This window comes from Kitasatospora viridis (assembly GCF_007829815.1).
Taxonomy (GTDB): Bacteria; Actinomycetota; Actinomycetes; order Streptomycetales; family Streptomycetaceae; genus Kitasatospora; species Kitasatospora viridis.
The window spans coordinates 227,377-242,493 of the sequence record NZ_VIWT01000005.1; the positions used below are offsets into that span (position 1 = coordinate 227,377).

Below are 15,117 nucleotides of genomic sequence, written 5' to 3' on the forward strand. Positions count from 1 at the left end.
GCAGGCGGAACATGACCGGGGTGGCGCCCGTCCGCAGTGCCGAGTCGGCGCGGGCCGTCCGTCACCGGCGCAGTGGCCCGGAAGTGAGGCAGGTGGTTCCGTATAGGGTCGAGCCCGTCGAACGATCCGAGGGGGCAGCCGCATGTCCGAGCAGTACCAGCCGAGCTCGCCGGAGCCCGTGCGCGCGGGGAAGTACGCGCTGGTCGAGCGGGAGCGCCGGTTCCTGCTGGCGGCCCCGCCGGCGGTGGCCGCCGTCACCGCCACCCGGCGGATCACCGACCGCTACCTGGACGGGATGCGCCTGCGGCTGCGGCGGGTCGAGCACCTGGAGGCCGGCACCTGGGAGTTCAAGCTGACCCAGAAGGTGCCCGCAGGCGGGACGGGCGCGGTGCAGGGGCTGATCACCAACATGTACCTGACCCGCGCCGAGTACGACCGGCTCACCGTGCTCCCGGCCGTGGAGCTGTCCAAGACCCGCTACGCCGCCGGGTCGGTGGGCGTCGACGTCTTCGAGCCGCCCCTGCACGGCCTGGTGCTGGCCGAGGCCGAGTTCGGCACGGACGAGGAGGCGGCGTCCTTCCGCCCGCCCGAGGGGACCGTCGCCGAGGTGACGGACGACGCCCGGTTCACCGGCGGCCGGCTGGTCCGCGCCGAGCACCGGGAACTGCTCGGGTGGCTCGCCGAGTACGGGATCACGCCGCCGTCCGAAGGGGCCGGCGGGCGGGCCGGTTCGTGACGGGTGGCCACTCTTCTACTCTGCGTCAGAGCGCCCCCTGAAAACAAGACTGCAATTTTCACGGGCAAATCGGGACACTTGGCTTCCTCGGGAGGGGATCCACGGGGGATCCGACGGGAGGAGTTCCGCATGTCCGATTTCTGGGATCCGCACGGCAGCCTGCACCGCATGCTCTGGATCGGCGGCGCGCAGTGGGCCGGGAAGACCACGGTGTCCGAGTTGATGGCCCGTCAGTTCGGGTTGACGGTCTACCACTACGACTACCACGACGCGCGCGGCCACCAGGACCGGCGGGTCGCCCGGCGGCTCGCGCTGGGCGAGGCGGTGGGGGATCCGGCGCCGGACGAGGTGTGGCTGCGGCGGACGCCGCGGGAGATGGCGGACGGGGTGCTCGCGGGGTTCCCGACCCGGTTCGAGTGGGTGCTGGACGACCTGCGGGCGCTGACCACCGGGCGGCCGGCGATCGCCGAGGGCTGGGGCCTGCGGCCGGAGTTGGTGGCGCCGCTGCTGGACGACCCGCGGCGGATGGTGGTGCTGGTGCCGACCGAGGAGTTCCGGCAGCACCAGCTGCGCACCGTCCCGCGCGCCGCGCGGCTGCACACCACGACGAGCGATCCGGTGCGGGCGCACCGGAACCGGGTGGCGCGCGACCGGCTGGTCGCGCAGGACGCGGCGGAGCGGGCGCGGGAGGCGGGGATTCGGGTGATCGAGGTGGACGGCGGCCGGGACGCGCGGGGCGTGGCGGCGCTGGTGGCCGAGCAGTTCGGGCCGTACCTGGCGGAGGTCGCCGCATGAGCACCGCGACGGAGTGGGAGCCGCTGTTCGGCGAGGCCGAGGTCCCCGAAGAGGTCGCCGAGGGCTGGCTGAACGGCCTCGGGGTCAACCGGGCGGCCCCGGCCCAGGTGCTGATCGCCCTGCTGGACGCCGAGCACGCCACCTTCCTGTTCCGGCGGGACCTGCCGGACGGGGTGCTGGACGCCGCCGTCACCCACCCGGTGAAGCGGGTGTGGGCGACGGCCGTGGACTCGGGGCAGCTCACGGCCGAGCAGTGGGACCGCCTGCTGGCCGCCACCGCGCACCTGGGCCTGCACAAGGCGCTGACCGAGATCGCGGAGGAGGAGCGGTCCGCCAGGCTGACCAGCCGCGGGGCCGTGGGGATCGAGCGCCCGCCGTCCGTCGACGCCCGGCCGCCCGCGACGCCCGCCGAGATCGCCGCCTGGGCCGAGCAGGTGCCCGAGATCCCGGCGGAGGACCGCACCTACGCCCTGTGGTGGGTCGCCGCCCTGTACGGGGACCCGGACGCCATGCGGCAGTTGGCCGGCTCGCCGAAGCTCTGGGTGCGCCGGAGCGTGGCCCGCGCGCCGCACCTGCCGGCGGAGGTGGCCCGGCAGCTCGGTGCGGACGAGGACCGGATCGTGCGGCTCTTCCTCACCGAGTCCTGCGCGGACGCACCGCCCGAGGCGCTGCTGGACGTCTGGACCTGGTGGCAGGGCAGCTTCTCCTTCCCGGGGCGCCCGCGCAACCACCCCAACTTCCCCGAGCAGGACCTGCTGCGCTTCGCCGAGGACCCGCAGCCCCGGATGCGGCTGCTGGCGCTCGACGACAAGCGCTCGACGGCCGAACTGGTCGAACGGTTCGGCCGGGACCCCGACCCCGAGGTGCGGCTGCGGGCGGCCGAGGACCCGCGCCTGTCGGCGGCCTCCGCCGTCCGGCTGACTAAGGACGCCGACTCCGCCGTGCGCGGGCAGGCCAGGCGGCACCCGGCGCTGCCGGTGCCGGTCCTGCTCTCCCTGCTGCTGGCGCCGGAGAGCGCACGGGACGCCGCCGCGAACCGGGCGGTCCCGGCGGCGGTGATGCTGCGGATGGTCGAGCTGGCGCACCGTCGGCTCCGGTAGCGGGGAGGGGCCGGCGCACCGTCAGACCCCCTGGCGGGACTCGTCGGTGCGATGATGATCAATGTGCGGATAGAGCTCCTGGGACCACTGGAAGTGCGGGACGGCGACGGCCGGGCGGTCGCCGTGGGTGGGGCGACGGTGCGGGCGGTGCTGGCCCGGCTGGCGCTGGCCGGGGGGCGGGTGGTGAGCGGGCGGGCACTGGCGGCGGACCTGTGGGGCGACGAGGGCGGCGGCGGGAACGCGCTGCAGCGGCGGGTCTCGCGGCTGCGGGCGGCGCTGGAGCCCGGGGTGCTGCGCTCCGAGGGCGGCGGGTACCGGCTCGCCGTCGACGCCGAGCAGGTGGACGCGCTGCGCTTCCGTCGACTGGCCGCAGAGGGCCGGGCCGCGCTCGCGGCAGGCGCCCACGAACCGGCGGCGAGCCTGCTCCGGGAGGCTGAACAGCTGTGGCGCGGGCCCGCGTTGGCCGGCCTCGGCGACCCGCCGTTCGCCGCCGAGGAGGCGGGCCGGCTGGCGTCCGAGCGCCTGCTCGCCGCCGAGGACCGGTTCGACGCCGAGCTCGCCCTCGGCCGGGCCGCCGCGCTGGTCGGCGAGCTGGAGCGGCTGGCGGCGGCCGAGCCCTGGCGCGAGCGGTTGCAGGGGCAGCTGATGCGGGCGCTCCAGGCGACGGGCCGGCCGAGCGAGGCGCTGGCGGTCTACCGGCGGGTCCGCGCCGACCTCGCCGAGCAGCTCGGCATGGAGCCGGGCGTCGAACTGACGGCGATCCACCTCGACGTGCTGCGCCAGGTGCCCGCCCCGGCACCCGCCCCGCAGCGGCGGGTGCCCGCCCTCGTGACCAGCTTCGTGGGCCGCGAGGAGGAGTTGCGTCAGGTCGCCGAACTGCTGGAGCGCGGCCGCTTGGTGACGGTCGCCGGGCCCGGCGGCGCGGGGAAGACCCGGTTCGTCCGCGAGCTGCTGGCCGCCCGCCCGGGCGAGGCCTGGTTCGTCGACCTGGCCGCCGTCGGCGAACCCGCCTACCTGACCCAGGCGGTGCTGGTGACCGTCGGCCCGGCCCCGCTGACCGGCACCGCCGGTGATCCGGCCGACCGGGTGGTCGAGGCGCTGCGGCACCGCAGCGCGCTGCTGGTGCTGGACAACTGCGAGCACCTGGCCGAGGCCGTGGTCCGGCTGGTCGTCCGGCTGCTCGCCGACTGCCCGGAGCTGCGGATCCTGGCCACCAGCCGCGAGGTGCTCGGGCTGCCGGGCGAGCAGCAGTTCCCGCTGCCCGCACTGCGGTTGCCCGCCCGGGGCAGCGCGGCCGAGGAGGCGCTGCGGGCGCCGGCGGTGCGGCTGTTCGCCGACCGGGCGGCGGCGGTGCGGCCCGGCTTCGCGGTGCGGGCGGCCAACGCGGCGGCGGTGGTGGAGATCTGCCGCCGGCTCGACGGGCTGCCGCTGGCCATCGAGCTGGCGGCCGCCCGGGTGCGGATCCTCGACCCGGCCGAGATCGCCGCCCGGCTCGACGACCGCTTCCACCTGCTCGCCAACGCCGACCGCACCGCCCCGGCCCGCCACCAGACGCTGCGCGCGGTGGTCGACTGGAGCTGGTCGATGCTGGACGGGCCGGAGCGGGCGCTGGCCCGCCGGCTGACCGTCTTCGCGGGCGGCGCGACGCTGGAGGCCGTCGAGCGGGTCTGCGCGGACGGCGAACTCCCGCGCACCGCCGTGCTGGAGGTGCTCGCGGCGCTGGTCGACAAGTCGCTGGTCGAGGTCACCGAGCCGGCCGTCGCCGGCACGGGAACCCGCTACCGGATGCTCGACACCATCCGCGCCTACTGCGCCGAGGAGTTGGCGGCGGCCGGCGAGGCCGAGCGCTGGCAGCGGGCGCACGGCGACTACTGGACCGGGTTCGCCCGAGCCGCCGAGCCGCTGCTCCGCACGGCCGACCAACTGCCGTGGCTGGACCGGCTGCGGGCCGAGCACGCCAACCTGTTCGCGGCGCTGCGCCGCGCCCTGGACGACGAGCGGAACGAGACCGCACTGCGGCTCTGCGCGGCGCTGATGTGGCCGTGGATGCTGCAGGGCGGGCGGTACGACTACGCGATGGTGGACCGGGTGCTCGCCCTGCCCGGCGGCGAACTGCCCACCGAGCGGACGGTGATCGCCACCGCGCACGCCATGGTGCTCATGGTCTTCGCGGGCTGGGCGGCCGAGTTGGGGCAGCGGGCGCTGGTGCGGGCCCGGGAGCACGCGGACCGTGCGGAGCCCGGGGCGCACCCGGCGCTGGCGTTCGTGGAGCCGCTGGACGCGCTGCTGGCCCGCGACCCGGTGCGGGCCCGCCGGGAGCTGACGGCGGCGCTGGTCGGGGCCGAGCCGTGGACCGAGGCGCTGGCGCTCCTGCTGCGCGGGTTCGTCGAGGCGGGGCTGGGTGAACCGGCCCGGGCGCGGGCGGACGTCGGGCGGGCCCGCGAGGTGTTCACGCTGCTCGGCGACCGCTGGGGCCGCTACCTGGCCGCCCAGTGGCTCGCCCCGCTCACCGGCGACCCGGCGGCCGCCGCCGACTGCTACCGCGAGGCGCTGGACTGCCTGGCCGAGTTGGGCATGACCCGGCACGTGCCGGTGGTGGTCGCACAGCTGGGCACCGAGCTGCTGCGGGCCGGCGATCCGGCCGGGGCCCGCGCCGAGCTGACCCGGGCGCTGGCGCTCGCCGAGCAGACCGAGAACCTGGCCGCAGCGGTCTGGGCGAGCAGCGGGATGATGGAACTCGCGCAGCAAGCCGGGGACTTCGCCGAGGTCCGGCAGCGATTCGAGCAGCTGCGGCGGGCGCTGGCGCACGGGCCGAGCGCGACCGGGCTGCTGCCCGCGATGCTGTCGCGGGCCGCCGCGGCGATGCTGCGCGAGGACGGGTCGGACGGTGCCCGGGACTTGCTGCGTCAGGGCGTCGAGATCGTCAGGGGCGCCCCCGGCAGTCAGGCCGCGCCCGGCACCCCCGGGCGCCGCGCCGCCCTGCGGACCCTGGCCGAGGCCGCCCTCGCCGACGGCGACCCCGCCCACGCGGCCACCCTGCTGGGCCTCGCCGTCACCTTGGACGGTGACGACCGGTCGGCCTGACCGGCCCCCACCCCGTTGTCAGCCCGCTGTCCGCGAACCGTCAGGCCCCGCCCGGATGCTGGACGGCGCGGGGCACGACGAGGTGAGCACGGGGGACGTGGGGCATGCGATTCGGGTTGCTGGGGCCGGTCGAGGTGTGGGACCGGGCGGGGCGGACTGCGGGGATCCCGGCGGCGAAGCAGCGGGCACTGCTCGCCTGCCTGCTGCTGCGGGCGAACACGCCGGTGGGCATGGACGTGCTGATCGACCAGCTGTGGGACGGCGCCGCCCCGCCCAGCGCCCGGACGGCGGTGTTCAACTACCTCGCCCGGCTGCGCCGCCGGCTCGGCCCGCAGGCGGCGGCCCGGCTGCGCAGCGAGGCCGGCGGCTACCGGCTGGAGCTGCCGGAGCCCGCCGAGGCCGACCACCTGCACGCCGCCGCCCTGGAGCGGGCCGCCCAGCAGGCGCTGGCCCGCGCCGACTGGTCCGCCGCCACCGCGCTGGCCGGCCGCGCGCTGGGCCTGTGGCGCGGCGAGCCGTTGCAGGACGTCACCGGCGACCGGCTGCGCGCCGAGCACCTGCCGGGCCTGGAGGCGTTGCGGCTGCGGCTGGCCGAACTGCGGATCGACGCGGCGCTCGGCGCCGGCCGGTTCGACCGCGCGGTGCCCTGGCTGCAGGAGCTGACCGCCCGTCACCCGCTGCGCGAGCCGCTCCAGGTGCGCAAACTGCTGGCGCTGCACGGGGCGGGCCACCGGGCCGAGGCGCTGGCCGACTACCACGGCTTCCGCGGGCTGCTCCGCGAGGAGCTCGGCGTCGGCCCGACCCGCCTGCTCCAGGAGGTGCACCAGCTGGTGCTGCTCGACGCCGCTCCGGCCGCCGTGCTGGAGACCTGGCGGGTGGCCCAGCGGCTGCCGGCCGGCCGGGCGGCGGGCTACCGGCCGCTGCCCCGCCAACTGCCCCGGCTGCCCCGCCGGGTGGTCGGCCGCGACGCCGAGCTGGCCGAACTGCGGGCGATCCTCGCCGGGCGCGCCCAGGTGGCGCTGCTGACCGGCCCGGCCGGGGTGGGCAAGAGCACGCTGGCGCTGGCCTGGGCGCACGGCGCGGCCGGCGACTTCCCGGACGGCCAACTGCACCTGGACCTCGGCGCGCACGCCCCGGACGGCCCGCTGGACGAGCACGACGCGGTGCTGGTGCTGCTGGACTGCCTGGGCGTGCCGGTGGACCGCCGCCCGGCCACCGCGGCGGGCCGGGCCGCGCTCTACCGCAGCACGGTCGCCGACCGCCGGCTGCTGCTGGTGCTGGACGACGCCCGGGACGCCGCGCAGATCCGCCCGCTGCTGCCGGCCGGCCCGTCCTGCCGGACCGTGGTGACCAGCCGTCACCCGCTCGACCCCCTGGTCGCGCTGGACGGCGCGGAGCCGCTGCCGCTCGGCGCGCTGACCCCGGACGGGGCCCGCGAGCTGCTGCTGCACCGGCTGGGCACCGACCGGACGACGGGTCAGGAGGCCGCGCTGGTCGCCCTGGTGGAGCGGTGCGGCCGGCTGCCGCTGGCGCTGGCCGCCGTGGCGGCGGGTGCCGCAGCGCGGCCGCAGCTCTCGCTGGAGGTGCTGGCGGCCGACCCGGGCCGGCTGCTCTCGGCGGAGACCGCGCACCTGCGCGGCCTGCTCGGCCCGGCGGCGGCCGCGCCCGCGCGCGATAGTGCGGCGTTACTGCCTACCCCTAGCGTCGCTGACTGAAACCGGAACAGGGGGAGCGATGGAGACCCGTCGGCTAGTGGTGGGGATCAGCGGTGCGACCGGCTTGGTGTACGGGACGCGGGTGTTGGAGCTGGCCCGCAAGGCGGGGGTGGAGACCCACCTGGTCGTCACCCCCGCCGGGCAGCAGACCAGGGCCTACGAGACCGACCTGACGGCGCGTGACCTGGCGGCGATGGCGGACGTGGTGCACCGCCCGGCGGACATCGGCGCCGCGATCGCCTCCGGCTCGTTCCGCACCATGGGCATGATCGTGGCGCCGTGCTCGATCCGCACCCTGTCGGCGATCGCCCACGCCAACGGCGACAACCTGCTGACCCGGGCGGCGGACGTGACCCTCAAGGAGCGCCGGCGGCTGGTGCTGCTGGTGCGGGAGACCCCGCTGACCCTCGGTCACCTGCGGGCGATGACGGCCGTCACCGAGTCCGGCGGCATCGTGATGCCGCCGGTGCCGGCCTTCTACCTGCGTCCGCGCACCGTCGAGGAGTTGGTCGAGCACACCGCGGGCCGGGCCCTGGACCTGCTCGGCATCGACGTCCCGGACCTGCCCCGCTGGGGCGAGTGACCCCTTGCCCGACCGTACGACACCGGAGGCCAGAGCCATGAAGCACCTGAAGAGCCTGCGCGAGTTCATCGACGAACTGGCGAGAGCGGGCGAGGTCCAGGAGATCGACAAGGAGGTGGACTGGAGCCTGGAGATCGGCGCGGTGGCCCGCCGCTCCTACGAACTGCGGGCCCCGGCACCGCTGTTCAACACCATCAAGGGCATCGAGAAGGGCTTCCGGGTGCTCAGCGCCCCGGCCGGCCTGTCCGCCCGGCCGGGCCAGGTCTACAGCCGGATCGCGCTGGCCCTGGGCCTGCCGGCCGATGCCAAGGGCGCGGACATCGTGACCGCGCTGGCCGACGCCCGGCAGCGCGAGCCGATCCCGCCGCGGGTGCTGGAGACCGGCCCGTGCAAGGAGAACATCATGAAGGGCGACGAGGTCGACCTGCTGAAGTTCCCCACCCCGCTGATCCACGACGGCGACGGCGGCCGCTACATCCAGTCCTTCGGGATGAACATCGCCAAGACCCCGGACGGGTCCTGGACCAACTGGTCGATCAACCGGATGATGCTGGTCGACCGCAACCGGCTGGCCTGCCTGATCCCGCCGCCGCAGCACCTGGGCATGATCCGGGCGCTCTGGGAGCGGCAGGGCGAGCCGATGCCGATCGCGGTGGCGCTCGGGGTGGAGCCGGGCCTGCCGTTCGTCGGCGGCATGCCGATCCCCGAGGGCGAGGACGAATCGGCCTTCCTCGGCGCCTACTTCGGCGAGCCGCTGGAGCTGGTGCGGGCCGAGACGGTGGACCTGCTGGTGCCGGCCACCGCCGAGATCGTGATCGAGGGCTACGTCTCGCTGACCGACACCTTCGAGGAGGGGCCGATGGGGGAGTACCCCGGCTACCTCGACGCGGGCAGCCACTCGCCCAAGCCGGTGCTGCACGTGACCGCCGTGACCCACCGCAACGACCCGATCCTGCCGGTCGCGGTGGCGGGCGCGCCGGTCGAGGAGGACCACACCGGCTGGGGCATGCCGCACGCCGCCGAGATGGTGCACGTGCTGCGCCAGGCCGAACTGCCGGTCTCCGCCTGCTGGGGCGTGCTGGAGTCGGCCTGCCACTGGTGGGTGGTGGCGCTCACCCCGGACTGGCACGAGCGCTCCGGCCTGACCTCGCAGGAGATGGCCCAGCGGGTCGGCGAGGTGGTCTTCGGGTCCGGCAAGCTGGCCTTCGGGGTGCCCAAACTGCTGCTGGTGGAGCACGACTTCGACATCGCCGACCCGAACCAGCTGATCTGGGCCTTCGCCACCCGCTCGCACCCCGAGCACGGCGAGGCGCTCTTCCCCCACCAGTCGCAGAACATCATCCCGGTCTACCTGGACGAGCACGAGCGGCTCAGCTACCACGCCACCAAGGTGGTCTACAACTGCCTGCTCGCGGACCGCTTCCCGGTGGGCGGGCGGCCGGTGGCCTCGGACTTCGCGCACAACTGGCCGGCCGAGCTGCAGCAGTACGTGATCGACAACTGGCAGGCGTACGGCTACCGCTGACCGACCGTCAGAACGCCTGGAATTCAGAGCTCCTGGAAAGAGGGAAAGCAAACGATGACCACCACCACCCTGCCCGGCTCGCCGCCGCTCGGCCCGGACTCGCGCACCGTCGCGCCCGGGCGGCTGCTGATCGGCGGCAGCTGGCGCGAGGCGCTCTCCGGCGAGCGCCAGGAGACCGTCAACCCCGCCACCGAGCAGGTGACCACCACGGTGGCCCGGGCCGGTGCGGCCGACGCGGCGCTCGCCGCCGAGGCCGCCCGGCAGGCCTTCGACGACGGCCGGTGGAGCGAGATGCCCGGCTCTCAGCGGGCCAAGGTGCTGAACCGGGTCGCCGACCTGATCGAGCAGCGGGCCGAGGAGCTGGCCTTCCGCGAGGTCGTGGACATGGGCAAGCTGTGGCGGGACGCGATGACCATCGACATCCCGCACATCGCCAACATGTTCCGCTACTTCGCCGGCTGGACCACCAAGTTGGAGGGCGCGGTCAAGACCGTGGAGCCGGTCGGCGCCTACGGCCGGACCATGGCCTTCACCCAGCGCCAGCCGCTCGGCGCGGTCGCCGCCGTGACCCCGTTCAACTTCCCGCTGATCCTGACGGTCAGCAAGATCGCGCCGGCCCTGGCGGCCGGCAACTCCTTCATCCACAAGCCGTCCTCGGACACCCCGCTCTCCTCGATCACGCTGGCCGAGATCATGCTGGAGGCGGGCGTGCCGGAGGGCGTCTACAACCTGCTGACCGGCGGCGGCGCGGAGGTCGGCCGGGCGCTGGTCACCGACCCGCGGATCGACAAGATCGCGCTCACCGGCTCCACCGGCACCGGCCGCTCGATCATCCGGGACTCGGCCGACACCCTCAAGCACCTCACCATGGAGCTCGGCGGCAAGAGCCCGGACATCGTCTTCGCCGACGCCGACCTGGAGCGGGCGGTCACCACCGCGTTCTACGCGATCTTCTGGAACAAGGGCGAGGTCTGCGTGGCCGGCTCCCGGCTGCTGGTCCAACGGCCGGTCTACGACGAGGTGGTGGAGCGGCTGACCGCGATGTGCGCGGCCGCCCGCACGGGTGACCCGTTCGACCCGGCCAGCGACTTCGGGCCGATCGCGACCAAGCGCGAGTTCGACAAGGTGCTGGACTACATCCGGATCGGCCGGGAGGAGGACGGGGCCAGGCTGGTGGCCGGCGGGGAGCCGCTGACCGTCGACGGCCGGGGCTGGTACGTGCGGCCGACCGTCTTCGCGGACGCCCGCAACGACATGCGGATCGCCCAGGAGGAGATCTTCGGCCCGGTCCTGCCGGTGATCCCGTTCGACACCGAGGACGAGGCCGTCGCGCTCGGCAACGACACCCCCTACGGTCTGGCGGCGGGCGTGCAGACCCGGGACGTGGCCAAGGCGCTTCGGGTGGCCCGGCGGCTGGACGCGGGCACGGTGTGGATCAACACCTGGCACCTCTACGACCCGTCGGCCCCGTTCGGCGGCTTCAAGGCCAGCGGCTACGGCCGGGAGAACGGTCCGGAGGCCTTCGAGAACTACACCCAGCTCAAGACCACCTGGCTGAGCCTGGAGTCCTGACCTGCCGCGCGGCCCCGGCGGCCCGGTCTCGCCCCTGGGCGGACCGGGTCGTTCCGCATATGATCATGCCTCGTACCGAGCGGGGGAGAACCATCCATGATCACGTTGTCCGCAGAGCCCATGACCTGGGTGTTCGCCGGTGACAGCATCACCCAGGGCGTGCTGCACACCCGCGGCGCGCGCAGCTGGCCCGAGCACGTGGGCGAGCGGATCCACTGGCAGCTCGACCGGCTCACCGACGCGGTGATCAACACCGGCGTCTCCGGCTGGCGGGCCCGCGACGTGCTGGCCCACTACGACCACCTGATCGGCCGTTACCACCCCGACGTGCTCTCGATCTCGCTCGGCACCAACGACGCGCGGGCCGGGCAGGCCGGCCTGGACGAGTTCCGCGACTCGCTGCGGGAGATCGTCCGCCGCAGCGCCGGCGCCCGGATCGTGCTGCACACCCCCGCGGTGGTCGCGCTGGCCGGCCGGGCCGCCCGCTCCGAGCTGCCCGCCTACTGCCAGGCGGTGCGGGAGATGGCCGCCGAGACCGGCGCGCTGCTGGTCGACCACGAGGCGTACTGGCTGGCCGCGTTCCCCGACGGCGAGGCCTTCGCCTGGCTGGACGACCCGGCGCACCCGAACGCCGTCGGCCACCGGAAGATGGCCGACCACACGCTGCGGGTGCTCGGGCTGGGGGAGCTGGACGAGCTCTGAGCCGCCGGCTGTCGGCTGTCGGTGTCGGGGTGCAGACTGTGATCATGGTGATACTGCGATGAGCGCCGACCTGACGGCCGACCAGCTGACGGCCGATCAGCTGAAGGCCGCCTGCCTGGCGCTGAACGGCGCCGAGGAGACCTTCCCGTTCGGCCCGGAGACCTCCGTCTTCAAGGTCGGCGGCAAGGTCTTCGCGATCAGCGCGCTGGACGGGCTGCCGCTCAAGGTCAGCCTGAAGTGCGACCCCGACCTGGCCGTCCGGCTGCGCGCCGACTACCCGGGGATCACCCCGGGCTGGCACCTGAACAAGCGGCACTGGAACACGGTGCTGCTGGACGGCTCGGTGCCGCACCGGCTGGTGGCGGAGCTGATCGAGGACTCCTACGACCTGATCGTCGCCAAGCTGCCGCGCCGTCAGCAGCTGGCCCTCGACTGGCCGGGCCTGCACCCGGGAGAGGCCACCGAAGCGGACCGCGCCTGACGCCGGGGCTCAGGCTCGGCGGCGCACCTTCCACTCGCCGGAGCCGAGGATCAGCCAGCCGACGCCGTCGCAGTCGGGGCAGCGTTCCGGCAGGTCGTAGCTGCCGGTGGTGATCGTGCCGTCGCCGTGGCGGCGCAGGCCGGCCCGGGCGCGGTGCTGGACGCCGCCGGCGCAGCACGGGCAGAGCAGGCGGAACTGGACGAAGCCCGGCGGGCGGCGCCCCGATCGGTCCTGGTTCATCTGCTCCTCCCCGGCCGGACCGGTGGTCGGTCCGGTGATCGGCCCGGTGATCGGTCCGATGGTCGATTCGGCGGTCGATCCGATGGTCGGTTCGTTTGCGTCAGCCGATCAGTATCACGGCCGCCCGTCCGGCAGAAGACGGGTGTCAATCCCTGGGCCGAACCTGTTCGGGACCGGCACGAACCGTGCCCGATTCCGCCCGGTTCCGGCGGGTACGGGTCAGCCGCCCGCGGTCCGCCGGGCCTCCAGGCCGTCCAGCACCCGCTCCAGGCCGTACCGGAACCGGGCCTCCATGGCCGGACCGCTGATCACGTCGGCCAGTTCGGTCAGGTTGGGGTACCGGTCCGGCGGCAGCGCGCGCAGCTCGGCGCCGGCCGCGGCGGCGATCTCGCCGCGGCTGGTGCCGGTGGTCTCCGCGGCGGCCAGCGGCGCCGTCTCCTGGAGCACCACGCCCTGCACGTAGGCGCTCAGCGTGTAGGTGGCGAGCGCGGCGTCCTCGGGCGAGAAGCCGGCCTCGCGCAGCCGGTCCAGCTGCTCCTCCAGCAGCCGCAGGATGTTCGGTCCGAGCACGAACCGCCCGCAGACCACCTTGGCCGAGTCCCGGATGCCGTGCAGGTGCTGACGGTAGATCACGCAGTACTCGCGGAACTGGTCCCGCCAGGGGCCCTCGCGCGGCGGTGCCTCGGCGTCGGCCAGCAGCTCGTCGGCGAGCAGGTCGAGCAGCTCCTCCTTGTTGCGCACGTGCCAGTAGAGCGAGGCCGCCTTGACGTCGAGCTCGGCGGCCACCTTCCGCATGGACAGGCCCGCGATGCCCTCCTGCTCCAGCACCCGCCGCGCCGCCCGGGCGATCGCCTCCCTGGTCAGGGCTCCGTCCACCAGTACCTCCCGCGTTCCTCGCGCCTGCGTCGGCCGTCCCCGCGAAATCTATCGGCTTGCGAATCTAACAGTGTTAGGTGCACGCTGGCGGCATCGAGTGGAACTAACACTGTTAGGGGGACGGGATGGACATGCCCGCCGCGCGCCGCAAGACGGTGCTCGCCTGCCTCTGCGCCACGCTGTTCATGGCGATGCTGGACAACGTCGTGGTCAACACCGCGCTGCCCCGGATCGGCGAGCGGCTGCACGCCGGCGTCAGCAGCCTGCAGTGGGTGGTGGAGGGCTACAGCCTGGTCTACGCCGCCCTGCTGCTCACCGGCGGCAGCCTCGGCGACCGGTTCGGCCGCACCCGGGTCTACCTGATCGGCCTCGGGCTCTTCACCGCCGGCTCGGCCGCCGCCGCGCTCTCCCCGGGGATCGGCGCGCTGGTCGCCGCCCGCGGCCTGCAAGGAGTCGGCGCGGCGCTGCTCACCCCGGGCAGCCTGGCGATCATCCGGCAGGTCTTCACCGACGAGCGGGAGCGGGCCAAGGCGATCGGCACCTGGTCCAGCGTCTCCGCGCTCGGACTGACCGTCGGCCCGGTGATCGGCGGGCCGATCGTCCAGCACGTGGGCTGGGCCGGGGTGTTCTGGATCAACGTGCCGATCGGCCTGGCCGCGCTGCCCGTCGCCGCCCGGACGCTGCCCCGGCTGCCCGGCCGGGCCCGCGGGCTCGACCTGCCCGGCCAGCTGCTCTCCGCGCTCGGCGTCGGCGGCCTGGTCTATGCCCTGGTCGAAGGGCCCGGGAAGGGCTGGACCGACCGCTGGGTGCTCGCCGCCGGCGCGCTCGCGGCGGTCGGCCTGCTCGCCTTCCTGCTGGTCGAGCGGCGCACCGCGGAGCCGATGTTCGACCTGCGGATGGTCCGCGACCGGGTGCTGGTCGGGGCCGAGCTCAGCGGGTTCGTGATCAGCTTCGGGGTGTTCGGCGCGCTCTTCTTCCTCCCGCTGCTGATGCAGGGCCTGATGGGCTGGAGCCCGACCGCCGCCGGCATCGCCGCGCTGCCCAACACGGCGATGATCGTGGTCGCGGCGCCGGTGGCCTCCGCACTCAGCACCCGGTTCGGACCGAGGTACGTGGTGGTCACCGGGCTCGGGCTGGGCGCCCTCGCGCTGGCCGGCCTGTCCTGTTACGGCAGCCACGCGCACTACCTGGAGTACATCTGGGTGCTGATGGTGCTCGGCCTCGGCATGGGGCTCACCTTCACCCCGGTCTCGATCGCCGTGCTGCGCCGGGTGCCGCCGCAGCAGGCCGGGATGGCCTCCGCCACCGTGAACACCATGCGCGAGCTCGGCGGGGTGGTCGGCGTGGCCGCGCTCGGGGCGGTGCTCAGCAGCCGGATGACGGCCTCGCTCACCGGGCCGCTGGAGCGGCTCGGCGGCACCGGCGCGCAGGCCCACCAGATCGCCCGGGCGTTCAGCGGCGGCACCGGGGCCGGGCTGCCGGGTGCCGTCCGGGTCGCCGCCGCCGAGTCGTTCGTGGACGGCCTGCACCTGGCGATGCGCTGCGGCGCGGGCGCCCTGGCGGTCGCCGCGGTGGTCGTCGCCGTGCTGCTGAAGCCGGTCGGTTCGCCCCTGCCGGCCGCGCCCGCGCCGGCTGCGGAATCCGTTCCGGTCGGGGCCCGGGACTGACCCGCGGCGGCCGATCGGGGGCCGCGATGCTGGTCAGCGGG

Annotated in this window: 13 protein-coding genes; 11 read left to right on the plus strand and 2 right to left on the minus strand. The window is 74.9% G+C overall.

Annotated elements, in window-relative coordinates; genetic code table 11:
- The first annotated feature begins 142 nt into the window (after positions 1-142).
- The 10 genes from FHX73_RS37675 to FHX73_RS37720 all read left to right on the plus strand — a co-directional run bounded on the left by FHX73_RS37675 (position 143) and on the right by FHX73_RS37720 (position 12,293).
- The gene (locus tag FHX73_RS37675) at positions 143-736 is read left to right on the plus strand and encodes a CYTH domain-containing protein (protein ID WP_145910549.1); all 594 of its coding nucleotides are present in this window, start codon (positions 143-145) and stop codon (positions 734-736) included.
- Between the two features lie 129 nt (positions 737-865).
- Positions 866-1,531 carry a hypothetical protein gene (locus FHX73_RS37680; protein ID WP_145910550.1) on the plus strand — a complete coding sequence of 222 codons (666 nt, stop codon included), beginning with the start codon at positions 866-868 and terminating at the stop codon, positions 1,529-1,531.
- On the plus strand, positions 1,528-2,631 hold the full coding sequence (locus FHX73_RS37685; protein WP_145910551.1) for a hypothetical protein: 1,104 nt from the start codon (positions 1,528-1,530) through the stop codon (positions 2,629-2,631). The genes FHX73_RS37680 and FHX73_RS37685 overlap by 4 nt, the downstream gene beginning before the upstream one ends.
- A 63-nt stretch (positions 2,632-2,694) precedes the next feature.
- The gene (locus tag FHX73_RS37690) at positions 2,695-5,715 is read left to right on the plus strand and encodes an ATP-binding protein (protein WP_170305260.1); all 3,021 of its coding nucleotides are present in this window, start codon (positions 2,695-2,697) and stop codon (positions 5,713-5,715) included.
- Between the two features lie 104 nt (positions 5,716-5,819).
- Positions 5,820-7,430 (plus strand): AfsR/SARP family transcriptional regulator, encoded by a 1,611-nt coding sequence (locus tag FHX73_RS37695; RefSeq protein WP_145910553.1) that lies wholly within the window; start codon positions 5,820-5,822, stop codon positions 7,428-7,430.
- Positions 7,431-7,449: 19 nt separating this feature from the next.
- Positions 7,450-8,013, plus strand: coding sequence for a UbiX family flavin prenyltransferase (locus FHX73_RS37700; protein ID WP_145910554.1), 564 nt, complete (start codon positions 7,450-7,452; stop codon positions 8,011-8,013).
- A gap of 37 nt (positions 8,014-8,050) precedes the next feature.
- The gene (locus tag FHX73_RS37705; RefSeq protein ID WP_145910555.1) at positions 8,051-9,538 is read left to right on the plus strand and encodes a UbiD family decarboxylase; all 1,488 of its coding nucleotides are present in this window, start codon (positions 8,051-8,053) and stop codon (positions 9,536-9,538) included.
- A 54-nt stretch (positions 9,539-9,592) separates the two neighbouring features.
- Positions 9,593-11,110 carry an aldehyde dehydrogenase family protein gene (locus FHX73_RS37710; RefSeq protein WP_145910556.1) on the plus strand — a complete coding sequence of 506 codons (1,518 nt, stop codon included), beginning with the start codon at positions 9,593-9,595 and terminating at the stop codon, positions 11,108-11,110.
- Positions 11,111-11,206: 96 nt separating this feature from the next.
- Entirely contained in the window at positions 11,207-11,812 is a 606-nt protein-coding gene (locus FHX73_RS37715; RefSeq protein WP_145910557.1) for an SGNH/GDSL hydrolase family protein, read from the plus strand.
- A 58-nt stretch (positions 11,813-11,870) separates the two neighbouring features.
- The gene (locus FHX73_RS37720; RefSeq protein ID WP_425461476.1) at positions 11,871-12,293 is read left to right on the plus strand and encodes an MmcQ/YjbR family DNA-binding protein; all 423 of its coding nucleotides are present in this window, start codon (positions 11,871-11,873) and stop codon (positions 12,291-12,293) included.
- Between the two features lie 9 nt (positions 12,294-12,302).
- Here the strand turns inward: FHX73_RS37720 and FHX73_RS37725 are convergent, their stop codons facing one another.
- Positions 12,303-12,533 carry a hypothetical protein gene (locus FHX73_RS37725; RefSeq protein WP_145910558.1) on the minus strand — a complete coding sequence of 77 codons (231 nt, stop codon included), beginning with the start codon at positions 12,531-12,533 and terminating at the stop codon, positions 12,303-12,305.
- A gap of 219 nt (positions 12,534-12,752) precedes the next feature.
- On the minus strand, positions 12,753-13,409 hold the full coding sequence (locus FHX73_RS37730) for a TetR/AcrR family transcriptional regulator C-terminal domain-containing protein (RefSeq protein ID WP_145910559.1): 657 nt from the start codon (positions 13,407-13,409) through the stop codon (positions 12,753-12,755).
- A gap of 125 nt (positions 13,410-13,534) precedes the next feature.
- Between FHX73_RS37730 and FHX73_RS37735 the strand changes: the two genes are divergently transcribed.
- A complete protein-coding gene (locus tag FHX73_RS37735; protein ID WP_145910560.1) occupies positions 13,535-15,076 on the plus strand; it encodes an MFS transporter in 1,542 nt (513 codons plus the stop codon).
- The last annotated feature ends 41 nt before the right edge of the window (positions 15,077-15,117 follow it).